This is a genomic window from Sphingobacterium sp. HJSM2_6 (assembly GCF_049316305.1).
In the GTDB taxonomy this organism is placed as follows: domain Bacteria; phylum Bacteroidota; class Bacteroidia; order Sphingobacteriales; family Sphingobacteriaceae; genus Sphingobacterium.
Map to the genome: position 1 here is coordinate 342,758 of NZ_JBMOXB010000001.1, position 15,025 is coordinate 357,782.

The 15,025-nt window shown below is 37.7% G+C and carries 9 protein-coding genes; 2 read left to right on the forward strand and 7 right to left on the reverse strand.

The window, feature by feature from the left end; all coding sequences use genetic code 11:
- Positions 1-147: 147 nt before the first annotated feature.
- A complete protein-coding gene (locus tag ACFRAE_RS01455) occupies positions 148-1,167 on the forward strand; it encodes a hypothetical protein (protein ID WP_422795333.1) in 1,020 nt (339 codons plus the stop codon).
- Here ACFRAE_RS01455 and ACFRAE_RS01460 read toward each other — a convergent pair.
- Together ACFRAE_RS01460 and ACFRAE_RS01465 are read right to left on the reverse strand one after the other, a co-directional pair.
- Positions 1,164-3,089: an LTA synthase family protein gene (locus tag ACFRAE_RS01460; RefSeq protein WP_422795334.1), complete on the reverse strand. Its 1,926-nt coding sequence runs from the start codon at positions 3,087-3,089 to the stop codon at positions 1,164-1,166. The two genes, ACFRAE_RS01455 and ACFRAE_RS01460, sit on opposite strands and share 4 nt — an antisense overlap.
- Before the next feature lie 11 nt (positions 3,090-3,100).
- A complete protein-coding gene (locus ACFRAE_RS01465) occupies positions 3,101-4,981 on the reverse strand; it encodes an LTA synthase family protein (protein ID WP_422795335.1) in 1,881 nt (626 codons plus the stop codon).
- Between the two features lie 170 nt (positions 4,982-5,151).
- Between ACFRAE_RS01465 and ACFRAE_RS01470 the strand changes: the two genes are divergently transcribed.
- On the forward strand, positions 5,152-7,767 hold the full coding sequence (locus tag ACFRAE_RS01470; protein WP_422795336.1) for a valine--tRNA ligase: 2,616 nt from the start codon (positions 5,152-5,154) through the stop codon (positions 7,765-7,767).
- 78 nt (positions 7,768-7,845) lie between these two features.
- Here ACFRAE_RS01470 and ACFRAE_RS01475 read toward each other — a convergent pair whose 3' ends face one another.
- From ACFRAE_RS01475 to ACFRAE_RS01495, 5 genes are all read right to left on the reverse strand, one after another.
- On the reverse strand, positions 7,846-8,412 hold the full coding sequence (locus ACFRAE_RS01475; protein ID WP_422795337.1) for a DinB family protein: 567 nt from the start codon (positions 8,410-8,412) through the stop codon (positions 7,846-7,848).
- A 106-nt stretch (positions 8,413-8,518) separates the two neighbouring features.
- Positions 8,519-9,025, reverse strand: a complete 507-nt coding sequence (locus tag ACFRAE_RS01480) for a Crp/Fnr family transcriptional regulator (protein ID WP_422795338.1) — start codon at positions 9,023-9,025, stop codon at positions 8,519-8,521.
- 29 nt (positions 9,026-9,054) lie between these two features.
- Positions 9,055-10,710: an FAD-dependent oxidoreductase gene (locus tag ACFRAE_RS01485; protein WP_422795339.1), complete on the reverse strand. Its 1,656-nt coding sequence runs from the start codon at positions 10,708-10,710 to the stop codon at positions 9,055-9,057.
- Between the two features lie 197 nt (positions 10,711-10,907).
- Positions 10,908-13,958, reverse strand: coding sequence for an efflux RND transporter permease subunit (locus ACFRAE_RS01490; RefSeq protein WP_422795340.1), 3,051 nt, complete (start codon positions 13,956-13,958; stop codon positions 10,908-10,910).
- Between the two features lie 10 nt (positions 13,959-13,968).
- Positions 13,969-15,024 (reverse strand): efflux RND transporter periplasmic adaptor subunit, encoded by a 1,056-nt coding sequence (locus ACFRAE_RS01495; protein ID WP_422795341.1) that lies wholly within the window; start codon positions 15,022-15,024, stop codon positions 13,969-13,971.
- Position 15,025: the final 1 nt, after the last annotated feature.

The following is a 15,025-nucleotide window of genomic DNA, read 5'->3' on the forward strand; positions in this document are numbered from 1 at the left end:
AGGTCGAATGCAAAACATTCGACCTTATTTTTTATCATGTAACTCCAAATTAGACCCTGCGGATACCGTATAAATGCCTTGATAATTGACTAGATTTCAACTTTATTTTAACTACATTTGAAGGTATTAGAAAATTTACCTTTATCTATGATATTCGACAAGAAGATTTTTTATCCCATCCTCTTAATTTGTACATTTATCTTTTCTACTCAAGGTGCCTATTCGCAGAAAATTGATCTTACGGTTGATTTTTTAGGCTATGTCGATAATCGGGAATTTTCTGCACCTTATACTATTCCTAAAACATTTTTCGGCACGACCATTTCTCCGCAGTTTGGTTTTCAATTGGAAGAAAATCATAAATTATTGGGGGGTATACATTTTAATCAAGAATTTGGAATTAATCGTGAAAATAAAAGCCGGGTAAGGCCCATAGCCTATTATGCTTATTCAGCGAAAAACATACAATTTGCGCTGGGCTTTATGCCTAGGCAAGGGCGTTTGAATGATATTTCTAGAATGGTATTAGCTGACACCTTGCAGTATGATCGGCCAAACATCGAAGGGATGTACTTCAACTATAAAAATGATCGATTTGAACAAACAGTTTTTATCGATTGGTTAAGTAAACAAGGGAATAAAAATCGAGAACAATTTGTTGCTGGCATAAAGGGTAAGTTTAGATTTGGAAGGATGTATCTTGCGCATGAAGGAATGTTGTATCATAATGCTTTAACTAGCAACGATAGTATCGATGAACACATTCAAGATAATGCCGTCTTATTAGGTAAACTAGGGGTAGATTTAAGTAGATTAGGATGGCTAGATTCGGTGAGTTTGGATGCTGGAGCATCGATAGGATTTGATCGTTTCCGTTCCGTTTACGAGATGAGGAAATCTCCCGGTTTTATTGCAAACCTACATTTGGGGTATAGAAATTTCTTTATAGACAACAACTTGTATATTGGTAAAGCTATGAATCTGCCTATAGGAGACTCCTTTTATCACCGCAATCGGTACAATCGATTAGACCTTGGTTGGGTGCCTTTGAAAACAAAACGATTGGAAGGTCGTTTGATGGCAACCTTTCATTTTTCACCTGGATTTATTGATAATCAACAGTCCTTTATTATTCGGTATTCTTTTGGTAAAAAACTCCTCAATTAATCGGCAACTAATTTATTATGAATCATTCGATTATTGTATTGTTGCATAAAAGCTTGTAATTGTTTTAGCATTTTATCCTGAATGATTTGATCTTTTCCCAAAAGATCTTTTTTCATGAATGGATCTTCTTTTAAATTGTATACAGATTTTACCTCCTTATCGCTGTAAGTCAGAAAATAATCTTCCATAAAAAAATTATAGCTATTGCCAATATTGCTCACGACGAAATTATCCGTAGAATTATTAAAAGCATCAAATCCAAAAGAAAAATAGGGTTTATCGTAATTCAGGTAGTTTAAGACGGTAGGCATAATATCTATCTGCTGCACGAGTTTATTGGATAATCCTTTTAAATTACCCCCAGGATAATAAAAAACGATAGGTATAGCAAAGGAATTAGCTATCGTGTTATATTCCGGGAAATGACTCATAGAAGCATGGTCAGCACAAATAACAAATAGCGTATTGGAATACCATGAACTTTTAGACGCGGTTTCGAAGAATTTTTTCAACGCATAATCAGCATAGCCAAGCGGCTCATGAAGTGCTAATGTCCCTTTAGGAAATTTGTCCTGGTATTTTTCGGGAACTTTAAATGGATGATGCGATGATAAGGAGAAGAAACTGCTAAAAAAAGGTTCCTTTAATCCATTGAGTTCCTTCGCCATAAATTGCATAAAGGGCTCATCCCAAATCCCCCAAATACCGTCAAAATCCTCATCGTTGTTATATTCATTTTTTCCGTAATAATGCTTCACTCCTGCTAATTGCATGTACGCAGAAAAGCCCATACTTCCGTTAGGAGCTCCATGAAAAAATGCCGTTTCATAGCCTTCATCTCCTAATAATTTGGCAAGGCTAGTTGTTTTATTTCCGGAGTATATGGATAATACAAATGGCTCTCCAATAGAAGGAATCCCTGTAATAACTGAAGGTAATGCATCGATAGATTTGCGTCCATTGGCATAAGAACGATTGAACGTATAAGACTCTTTTAATAGGGAATCCAAAAATGGCGTGTAGCCTTTATAATTCCCTCCATCTAGTTGTTGATTAAAAAATCCGATGTGTTCTTTTCCAAAACTCTCCAATATTAGAAACACTACATTAAGTTTTTTAAATTCTCCGCTATCCTTTGGATGCTGTATGACAGGATAAATTGCATTTAACTCTTCGTCAGAAAAAAACTTTTCTTCTTTTAACTTTACCGCTTTCAAAGTTTTTAATATGGAGAAAGGGGTATTTAAGACTATGTTCATTTCTTCGGGAGTTTTTACATAATCTCCTGCATTGCTCAGTGTAATTGGTCTTGTGCTATGCGCCCAACCTCCTCGGACACCACCTATAAACAGGTAGGCTACTAAAACTAAGGATAAGGTTTGCGCTGCATAAAATTTCCAGTTTATTGAAGAAGGCCGAACTATTTGAATCCAATCATACGCTTTAAATAAGAACCAGATTAGCAAAATAAATACCAGCAGGAAATACCAATAATCCAATAAGAAATCAAAAAACAACGAAGTTATATTCTCTTCATTGGCAAATTGTTCAAAAACAGTACCGGTGGTTCTTTTTAATGTAAAAGGGTAATAGGGAAAATCAATCAGGTTCACAGCAATACCTATGGTATTGCAAACAATAAACACCCACTTTGCAATCTTTTGATACAAATCCTGGTATTTAAATGGAAATGGTAGCGAGACCATTAATATATACAATAAATTGATATAAAAAAGTGCCACGATATCAAAACGGATTCCTCCAGCCATCATGGTTATTAAACCGGAAATATCCACTTGAGGGAATTGAGCTTTATTAAAATAATAAAACCCAACACGCATGATGGTATAAATAATTAATAAGGTTATAAAACGGAGGGCTAATGCCAAATATGGCGCAAACCATCCTCTTAATTTCAACATATTCTTCTGTACTAAAATTTCATAAAATCCTCATAAACCTGCTCGTAATAGGCTTTAGCCATATTCAACAAACTATCCGTCTGATTTTTAGGGTTTTTGGGATTACTTATATAATTAATGACATTGCCTACCCGATCATATGATAACACCTGATCAGGATGAACCACAGCAAATGCATCTTTGGAATTATAGAATGCAATGGAAGGCAAGGTTGTATTTAATAAATCTCTAGACCAAGTATAGCGATTGGTCGGTAGATTCAATTGCGTTAATAAAGTGTTAGGTAAATCCGTTTGATTGCCAATTACATTTACCTTGAGGCCTCTGTATTCTTCTTTAATTACATCGCCATAAAATACCATTGGAATATGGAAGCGTTTGGGATGATTAATATCGTATTTTTCTGCCGGTAAGCGATGCCCATGGTCTGCAATAAAAACGAATAAGGTGTTCTTATACCAAGGCTCCTTTTTAGCTTCTTCTAGAAAATTAAAGATACTTTCATCGGTGTAATAGGCTGTACTTTTAAACTTATTTACATTGCTGTTATTTCCAAATTTATACGCAGCGTTTAAGGTAAAAGGTTCATGATTAACCAAGGTAAATATACTACTGAAAAAAGGCTCTTGTTCCTCATTTAAGGTTTCCAACATTTTTTGAAAAACAACATGATCATACACTCCCCAAGATGTTCGGGGATCTAATGGAGAAAAATTTATATTGTCCACGATCTGTTCAATACCATGGCTCAACATGTAAGATTTCATATTGTAAAATTCACTTTGCCCTCCATGAAAAAATGAAGTTTTATAACCGGCAGCTTGAAATTCTTGACCTATTGCAGGCATATTCTCATGCTTGTCAATATATTTAATGATACTCTCTGGACCTTGGGCAGGGAATCCTCCAAACACGGCAACTAGTCCTTTGTCCGATCGATCTGAAGCAGCATAGATCTGGTTGAAGGATACTCCACCTTTGATAATTTCTTCTAAGTGGGGGGTTATTCCTGGTTCTCCGCCTAAAGATTCGACCAAATCTGCCACAAAACTTTCCAACAGCACCAACACCACATTGGGTTTTGCAACTTTTAAAATATGTCTACTGGAGTCGGGATTTACCGCAAAAGCTGGTTTCAACAATTCATTCGCCTTTGCAGCGTCGTTCCAATATTTATAAGGCGAACGTTGACGTTGGTTTCTCGTAAAGTATTCCCTCATCAGCGCATATTGGGTATTCACTGCGGCATGATTGTAGAAGGCGGTGGATGAGAAATAGCTTCTACTCGGATTTAAAGGAGCTTTCCCATAACCGCCACGGATAAATGTAAATATCAATAAGCCGATCAAGCAAAACTGAATGGCTATAGTCCATGCGCTTTTCTTGGGATAATATTTTTCTATAGGCATTAGTTTTCTATACAACCAATAACCTCCAATGATCAGGCATACTATCCCCAATATGGGAATAAGTACTGGCGTAGACTCTGCAGAGGCAACTGCTCCTCCAGCATCTTCAAACACCGCATCAATGGCTCTTTTAGAAATTTTATCGCCCCATTCCCTATAAATATTAATATTTACAAAGGTGGTTAAGGAAAAAATAACAATAAGCAACAGTGTGTATATATCCAATGCTTTCCGCATGAATTTAATCTTTGGAAATACCGCCGCAATACAATAACCTAGAAATGGAAGTGCACAGCTATATGCCGCTAACGATAAGTCTAGAGATAAACCATGAAAATAAATCCGCAATAAATCAGTGGGAGTCGACCAATTAATTTTATCATAAAAGCTCAAGATAAAAATGAAACGGTCTACAAATGACATCAATAGCCAAAATCCAAAATATCGGAGGAAGGTTTTCAAATCTGAAAAATGTGCACGCATTATGAGCTCTATGTTAAAGCGCCAAATTTACATTTATTTCATTTCAGGTAACAGTTAATTAATGATAAATTTTCTTTCAATTAATAATACCCAACAAATTGATCGAACATCAATGGGAATTAAGCGGTTAAATCCGTATTTTTGTACTCCTTTTAGATATTGAAATTACAATGAGTATAGCAAAAACGTACAGTCCTAAAGAAGCAGAAGATAAATGGTATTCCTATTGGAAAGAAAACGGATTTTTCCGTTCAACTCCAGATAATCGAGAACCTTATACGATTGTCATGCCTCCTCCGAATGTGACTGGAGTGCTACATATGGGCCATATGCTGAATAACACTATTCAAGATGTATTGATTCGCAGGGCAAGAATGCAAGGTAAGAATGCTTGCTGGGTTCCGGGAACTGACCATGCGTCTATAGCTACTGAGGCAAAGGTGGTCGCTATGCTGAAAGAAAAAGGGATTGATAAGAAATCCATCAATCGGGATGAGTTTTTATCCTACGCTTGGGAATGGAAAGAAAAATACGGTGGTATTATCTTAAAACAATTAGAGAAATTAGGCGCTTCCTGCGATTGGGAAAGAACCAAATTCACTATGGATCCTGACCTTTCAGAAGCTGTAATTGATACGTTTATAAAGTTTTATAAAGAAGGGTATATCTATCGTGGAATCCGTATGGTTAACTGGGATCCTCAAGGAAAAACTGCACTTTCGGATGAAGAAGTAATACGTCGAGAAGTAAATCAAAAGCTTTACTATATACGCTACCAAATTAAGGATAGCAATGAATACTTGGTAATTGCAACTACCCGCCCTGAAACCATCATGGCAGATAGCGCAATCTGTATCAATCCATTGGATGAGCGTTATAAACACTTGCAAGGTAAAACCGTTTCCATTCCATTAATTAATAGAGAAATCCCGATCATACTGGATGAATATGTGGAAATGGAATTCGGTACAGGATGTTTAAAAGTAACACCTGCACACGATTTGAACGATTATGAATTAGGTCAAAAACACAATTTAGAAGTCATTGACATCCTCAATGATGATGGTACTCTAAATGAAAAAGCTAGTATTTTAATTGGTGAAGATCGCTTTGCGGCACGCAAAAAGATTGCTATACTATTGGAGGAAGCAGGACAAATAGAAAAGATTGAAGATTATAAATCACAAGTAGGATTTTCTGAACGTACAGATGCTGCAATCGAACCTAAGCTTTCCATGCAATGGTTTGTAAAGATGGAAGACCTATCCAAACCCGCTCTACAATATGTGGAAGATGGCACCATCAAGCTTATTCCAGAGAAGTTTTTCGCTTCCTATAAACATTGGATGGAAAATGTAAAGGATTGGTGTATTTCTCGTCAATTATGGTGGGGACAACGTATCCCGGCATGGTATAATGACAAAAACGAATGGGTTGTCGCTAAAACAGAAGAAGAAGCCATCCTTTTATTTGAAGAACAAGGCAAATCTAAACTAGGTATTCGTCAAGAAGATGATGTCCTAGATACCTGGTTTTCTTCAGGCTTATGGCCATTATCGGTTTTTGATGGAGTAAGAAATCCTGACAATGAAGAATTCAACTACTACTACCCTACCAATGATTTAGTAACAGCCCCTGAGATTCTATTCTTTTGGGTGGCTCGCATGATCATTATGGGCCATGATTACACTCAAAAACCACCTTTCCGCAATGTTTATTTAACAGGTATTGTACGTGATAAATTAGGTAGAAAGATGTCTAAATCCTTAGGCAATTCACCCGACCCTATTGAACTTATGGAACAATACGGTACAGATGGTGTGCGTGTTGGAATGCTCTTATCATCACCTGCAGGGAATGACCTCATGTTTGATGTTTCGTATTGTGAGCAAGGACGTAATTTCGCCAATAAAATATGGAATGCCTTCCGTCTAGTAAAAGGCTGGGAGTCCGTAGAAGCAGAAGCTACCGACGCACAAAAAACTGCCGCAGAATGGTTTGAAAGCCGCTTTAATCAAGCGCTTACGGAAATAGAAGAACATTTTTCCAATTACCGTCTGTCGGATGCCTTAATGGCTACCTACAAACTGATATGGGACGACTTCTGTGCTTGGTACTTGGAATTAGTAAAACCAACCTACCAATCTCCTATAGAATCCGAAACATTGGAAACGGTAACGCGTCTTTTCCAAAAAGTGCTGACCCTAGCACATCCATTTATGCCTTTCCTAACCGAAGAATTATGGCATGATGAATTGTTTGGAGCACGTGAAGAACAAGATTGTATTATCATAGCCGCATTCCCACAAGTGGAAGGTTACAATGAGCAACTGATTAAAGAATTTGCTAATGTACAGCAAATCATTTCAGAAGTTCGTAGTATACGTAATGCAAAAGGTATTTCTCCAAAAGTTGCCCTTCCATTAGCGATCAATGCGCGCGACATGAACTACCGCAAATACCAAGATAGCATCATTAAATTAGCCAATATTGAACAATTATCCTTTGTGGAGGATAAAGTATCTGGAGCGTTAAGCTTCTTGGCAGGAAAAGATGAGTGTTATGTTGCTTTAGAAAATAATATTGATGTAGATGCAGAAATAGAACGCATCAGCAAAGAGATAGCCTACTTGAAAGGATTTTTACTTGCAGTAGATAAGAAACTTTCGAATGAACGTTTTGTACAAAATGCAAAACCTGAAGTTGTTCAAAACGAATTGAACAAAAAAGCTGATGCAGAAACAAAAATTAACATTCTTGAAGAAAGTTTAGCAAGTTTAAAATAGCATTCCTTATTCAAGCTCATCAAGTACAAAGCCTTTAATTTTCAACAAATTAAAGGCTTTGTACTTGATAAACAATGGTTATTCTGCCGAAACGATAGAGGCTGCATGTTGGTTTAACACAGTTTCCATCTGTTTAAAATGCCTAATCATATGATTAATTAAAAATTGAAAGGTATCACCTAACCTGAGCTGAATCAAATTGCTGATGGACGTTGGAATTTTTATTTTAGAAAGACTGAGCTCCTGAGAACCTTGAATAAGCGCTATTAATTCCTCTTGTTGCACGATAAATTGCTGGATTACTTGTTCATCAACAACCGTATGAATAGGATTCTTATCCTTAAAGGTTTTCATTTTATTTAACTTTTCTTTCGGAAGCATACTCTTTGCAAAATAAGCCCCCAAAAATCCACTCGTATACAAGGGCTCAGGTTGGCTGCGCGAGGCTTCCATTCTCTTCCTAATAACCGGAAGGTAGTAATCGCCATATAAATTCAAATGCGCAAAGCATTCCAACACCGACCAACTCTGTATTGTTGCTCGCCATTGCAAGGTATCAATATCCAATTCTTGGAACTGATTTGCCTGATGAATTAAGGCCTGAACTTCTTGGATTAATCTAGTGCTGAATAGTGAAGTTTCCATTGGTACGTATTACAAGATCAATTTTAAACAGTATTCTAACGATATGCTTTATATCGAATTAAAACCCAAAATTGCCTTGTTTTATTGAAGAAAAACTTGATTTAAATCAAGACTTTTTTAATCTAGATAAAGTTTCAGGACTCATTCTTAAGTAATTTGCAATATGCTTATGTGGAACTTCTTGAAATAACTGAGGACTTCTTCTCAACACTTTAGCGTATCTTTGTTTTGGTGAAGAAGTTAACAGATCAATTTCTCGTTCGTACTGTTGAATAATTAGGCCTTCCATTAATTGGATCCAGAACAATTTATTTTCTTCTTCACGGATGAATGCGCTTACTCTGGACTTTGGAATAATTTGCACTTCCGTTTTTTTGATCGCCTGAATAATTAGAGAAGATGGCTCCTCCTTAAAAAAAGAATCAAGAGAAACAATCAAATTACCAGCATAACCCAAACGAAGAATTTGCTCTTGATCTTCATGACGAATATACACCCGCAAACTACCTGAAATAATGTGGTAAATATGGGTATCTATAGATCCTTCCAATTTCAAGAATTCATTTCTCTTATAGACAACAGATCTCGTAGCTAAAGCCGTAATCTCCTTCATGGCAGTTGGATTAACAACATTTAAAAAGCTTAAGGATTCTTTTTTGCCAAGACTTGCTGTTCTGCTACTAACACTTTTTCCAAGTCACCATAAGAAACCTCCTGTACAGGCAGTTTCTTATCGATAGCAATAATTGCAGCTGCCGCAGCACTTTGGCCTAATATCATAAAGACAGGCTCCATCCGAATACTTCCAAAAGCAATATGCGAACTTGACAAGCACACGGGCACCAGTAAGTTGGTACAATCTTCTTTTTTAGGGATTAAGGAGCGATAGCTGATTTGATAAGGTCCATTTTTAGGCTTCACCCCTATATCCCCTTCATTTTGAACAAATCCATCAGCTTTGATATAGCGTTGCGTATTATGCGAATCTAAAGCATAAGAGCCCATACCAACAGGATCTGCAATTTTACGTTCTCCAAACGTATCATGCTCCGTCATCACATAAGTACCCACCATTCTTCGCGCTTCCCGAATGTATAATTGATGCGGCCAATGGCCATTATCTTTAAACTCATCTTTTGCCAATCCCCAAGTATTAATTTCTTTTTGCACTTCCGCTGGCACTTTAGGATCATTGGCCAAAAAATACAACCATCCTTTTTGGTAATCTTCATGCTCTTTAATAATTTCCTTTCGGCGTTCATAGCTCGCTTCAGGATAATCGTAATTCATTCCGATAAAGTCGGTACTGAAAGGCCCATTATTATTGGTATCCGTTTTCCTATTGGGTATCGGATCAAATTTGTAAAACGTTTCTCGCCATCCAGAGGCAAATACTCGAGCTAGCAATTCATAGTTTGACGCTTGGTAGTTTGCTGGTTTAGGAAAAGGCAAACGATTCTCCGGATGATTGCTTAAACACAAACGAAAACAATAAGCTTGAAGTCTATGGTCTGCTGCACCATATTGACCTGGATCATCTTTTGATACTCCAAACAACAAGCCACTTGAAGGATCATTAGGGATTACATACGGGCTAATATCTTTTTTAAAATAATGATCATGGTGTAGAACACCTACCTGTACGCCGTTCCATTGTTCGCCATATTGGCTATTCGCCTCCCGGCCAACATGGTATTGCACCCCTGCCGCAGCCATCAGATCCCCCTCATACGTTGCATCAATAAATTGCTTACCCTTAAATACCTTACCACTCAATGTACGGATGGAAACGATTTGTTTATTCTTTTTCACAAGCCCATCTTCCCTATCGAGCCATTCATTTCTATAAATTTTCAGCTCATAATCCTTTACGTAATCTTCAAAAACTTGTTCGGCTACATGAGGTTCAAAAATCCACATAGTTCTAGCCGCACCATCCATGGCTGGAGTACCTTGCCCCTTATTTCCATAAGCAGATTTTTCCTGCCAAACCCAAGCCTGTTGATTTTGATAATGCAAGTAGATCCGATGGTAAAAATCCTTTGCGAGCCCACCAATAACGGACTTATCTCCCGTATCACTATAGCCCAAACCGCCAGAAGATAAGCCCCCTAAATGCTGATCCGGTGACACAATAATAACCGATTTATTCGATTTCTTGATTTGAATAGCTGCAGTTATCGCGGCCGATGTACCTCCATAGATTATTACATCTGCTTGGTAACTATCTTTTGCATAGATCATAGACAGCAAGAAATATTGGAACAAAAAGATCAAGGATATAAGCTTAGATTTCATAAGGTTTATTTAGAGGTTATACTTAAGGCTCAATTCAGCGATACTACATGGCGTTTTGAGAATAAAAGACAAGATATAAAATTCCCATGTAATTTAATTGATCAGCTCCAATTAAACCCTAAACTGACCCATTGAATTTCCATTTAATGACTGGAAATCCGATGGGTCAGTTCGTCCATTCAATGAGCAAAACCTGATTAATCTAATGCTATTTTTGGCGGTATTAATTTATAAACTACTGGAGTTACAATCCTAGATAATAGCGTTGAACTAATTAATCCTCCTATCATCACGATGGCTAAAGGAGAAATCAAGGGATTAGAAGACATCGCTATCGGTAATAATCCACCAATTGCGGTTAAAGAAGTCAGAATAATGGGTAAAAACCGAAGCTCACCAGCCTTCTCAATAGCTGTATTTAATTCCAAACCCTCTCTTCGTAATTGATTGGTAAAATCAACCAATAAAATGGTATTCTTAACCTCTATACCTGCCAATGCCACAATTCCAATCGTTGCAACAAAGGATAAGGTATTTCCGGTCAATAATAAAGCAATTACTGCACCCACAATCCCTAGTGGAATCACTGACAAAACAATTAAAGTGCTTTTAAAAGTTTTAAATTCCAACACCAATACCGCTATAAACATAAATACCGTAATCAATATAATTGTCCCAAAGCCCCCGAAAGCAGCTTCCCGACTTTCCACTTCCCCTCCCATTTCGTAGGAATATCCGTCTGGGAAATCAAAATGATCCATTTGTTTAATGACATCTTGAATCACCTCATCATTGCCAAAGCCTTTTTGCACAAAGGAATTTACAGATACGACGCGCACCTTATTTTTATGATAAATATTGGCAGGTGATTCTTCGAACGTTAACTTCGCTATTTGTTGAATTGGGATGGCAGTTCCCGCCACATTATCCACCATAATACCATCTAACGTTTTTATATTGGCTTCCTTGCCTCTAGGCACAGTCACCACAATAGCATAATCATTATTATCCATATTAGGATCCGAATACGTTCCTACGGTATACCCAGACAATGCAACACGTAGTGTTTGATCAATAGCCGCCGAAGGAATACCTAAAGCCATCGCCTTATCCTGCTGTATATCCACCTTTATATCGGTTTTATTGCTCTTTATCGGATTATTTACATAGGCCGTTCCAGCTGTTTTTATCAATAATTCCTCCACTTGAAGAGACAGTTTTTGTAGAGTATCCAAATTATCTCCAATAATCCTTACCTCTACTGGAGATAGCACTGGAACACCTTGTTCAAAATCTCGAACCTCCACCTTTGCACCCAGATAGGATGCCCACCGTTTTTTCAAGCTTTCTATAATTTTTACCTTTTCCTTGTAATTTACATCCTCATGGAGCTGAACAAATATTTCTGCAATTGCCGGATTCTCATTTGCCTGTTGCATATTGTAATAAATTCGAGGATTACCTTTCCCTACATTGGTGGTAAAGTATTTAATCTCTGCTATCTCTTTCAATTCCTCCTCTATAGCCCGGCTTATTTCATCGGTCGTTTGCAAATTAGATTGCAACGCACTTTGAATATGGATCATAAATTGAGGTTTTTCGGAGGGAGGAAATAAACTAAATCCAACCCACGGAATTAAAGCCAAAGACGCCAAAAATATGCCTAAAGCAATAATAGTAGTTCGCGCAGGATGTTTCAAAGCTTTGTCCAACAAGGCGCCATAACTTTTATGGATAATGGATTGCATGGTCCGCAAGATAATATTGCCACCTTCATGTTGATGAGGTTTTAAAACCTTGCTTGCTATAAATGGCACTACGAATAAAGCTATAAACATCGATCCGATAACCGAGGAAATAACCGCTATAGGAAGGCTACGAATAAAATCTCCAGCCATCTCCGGCATAAAAACCAAAGGCATAAATGCAATAACTAGGGTTACGGTACAACCCAAAACCGCCATACCTATTTGTTCCGTTCCTTTTATAGCTGCTTCCATTTTAGAATACCCTTCCCGGAGCCATCGTTCTATATTTTCAACCACCACAATACTATCATCAACCACGAGTCCCAATGCAACGACAAAACCAACTATGCTTAATTGATTGAGCGAGTAACCAAAGAAATTCATAGCAATAACTCCGATACCCAAGGATAATGGAATCGCAAACATAACCACTAAGGAAGCACGCAAACCTAATGGCAATAAAGTAATTAACACTAAAAATATAGCTATTCCAAAATCTAAACTTAACCCACTAAGTCGCTTATTTACATTCTCCGCTTGATCAAAGCTTAATTTCATTGACACCTGCTCAGGCAATGTTTTTTCAAATTTTTCTAAAACTTGTTGATAGGCTTTTTGAGTTTCAGAAATATTCATCCCCTGTTTTTGAGCCGCATTGATCAACACACTTTGATACCCATTCAACCGAGTAGTGTGTGTACTATTCGCAAAACTGGTATAAATGGATGCGACATCTTTTAATAGAATATTTTTACCAGACGCACTCGATATAATGGTATGCTCTATTTCTTGAATGGATTTGTAGTTTCCAGAACTCGTCACACTATACGTCTGCGTTCCTGCAGTGACACTACCGGCAGGAATATTTTGATTTTCACTTTGAATAGCTTGAATTACTCGGTTCATCGGTATCTTAAGCTCGGCCAACTTCGATTGATTGAGGTCTATTCGTATTTGTTGGTCAGGCAAACCCGATACTTGGATGTTTTTTAAGCTTGATATCTTTTCTAATTCTTGCTTTAACTGATCGGATAATTGCTTCATCACTGCTTTCGACGCTGTTTCTGAAACGAGAGCCACCTGTAGCACACTAACCATAGTAGGATCTATTTTTAGTACTTCGGCTTTATATAAATTATCAGGTAGCTCCGGACTAGCCGCATTCAACTCCCGCACTATTTCTTGGTATTTCTCATTGTAATTGATCCCATAATCAAACTCGATAGCAAAAATCGCCACACTATTATGAATAGTGGTTTTTAGTGTTTTAATATGATCTAAACCATAAAATCGAGTTTCTAATGGTTTTACAATGAGTTGTTCCATATCTTTCGGGTTGGTACCCGGATGGATTACAACGACAGGAAAGATGACCGCATTCATATCGGGATCTTCCGCTCGTGGCATAGTTAATAAAGAGGAAATAGAAACTACCACGATCAATAGCACCATGATCAGGGTGAATTGGTAATTTTTTATGGGGTATTTTATCATACTCATAAGATCCTATCTATTTAATGATACGTATGGAAGAACCGTCTTTTAAATATGGACTCCCCGAGGTAATGAGCTCTTGTACTCCTTCTAAACCTTTGCTTATCAGCACCTGATCTTCCAATATACGATCGATTTGAACAGCAAGCCTTTTCGCTACTTTCCCATCCTCGCTTATAAAAACATAACCTTGATTTCCATCTGCATTCATCAATGCAGCATAGGGTATGGACCAGGATTGTCCCGAAGATATGGTTGACGTCTGAATTTTAGCACGACCAAATATCCCGGAAGCCAATTTATACCTGGACTGCGGAAGGATTTCCAAATAAATGGTAAAAGTGCCCGATTGCGGATCTATCCCCTCCGATTTCTTGGCCACCCTCGCAGGTATCGTATCCTGCGGATAGGCGTCTGTATTTATATGGGCTGGATCGCCTTTTCGGATTCGAGACCATTGCTCATCACTTACTCCGACCTTCAAATACCAAATCCCTTTGGCAGCGCCATTAACCTGCAATACTGGAGTTCCCGGACCTACGACTTGACCCTCGTTGGCTAATTTCGCTAATACAAAACCCGATTCTGGTGCATAGATATGGCTGTATTGCTGATTGAAACTCACTGTTTTTATATCTTGTTGGGCGACTTCAAAAGCCGTTTTCGCATTTTGTACTTGTTCCAATGTGGCAACACTATCTTGGTATAATTTTTTTGCACGATCATAATCTCGTTTAGCTTTTTCTACCGCCAAATCGACTTGCCCAGCACGTGCATCAACTTCCGAACTGTGCACCGAAGCCAATAATTGCCCTTTGCGGACAGCATCTCCCTCCTTGACTTTAATACGGGCAATGACCCCTCCATTTTTAAATCCTAACAAGGTTTCATCGTCGGTACTAAATACTCCTGTAGCATCAATAAAAGAGGTAGAGCCCGCCTGTGCTAAGCTCACTGTTTTGACAAGGATGGTGTCTAGAATATCCAAAGGATTTTGTCGCTGTTTAGGTTGACAGGCCATCAATAAAACAGCTGAAGCGAATAGGCTCATAAAGCGATGTAAATGTCTCATA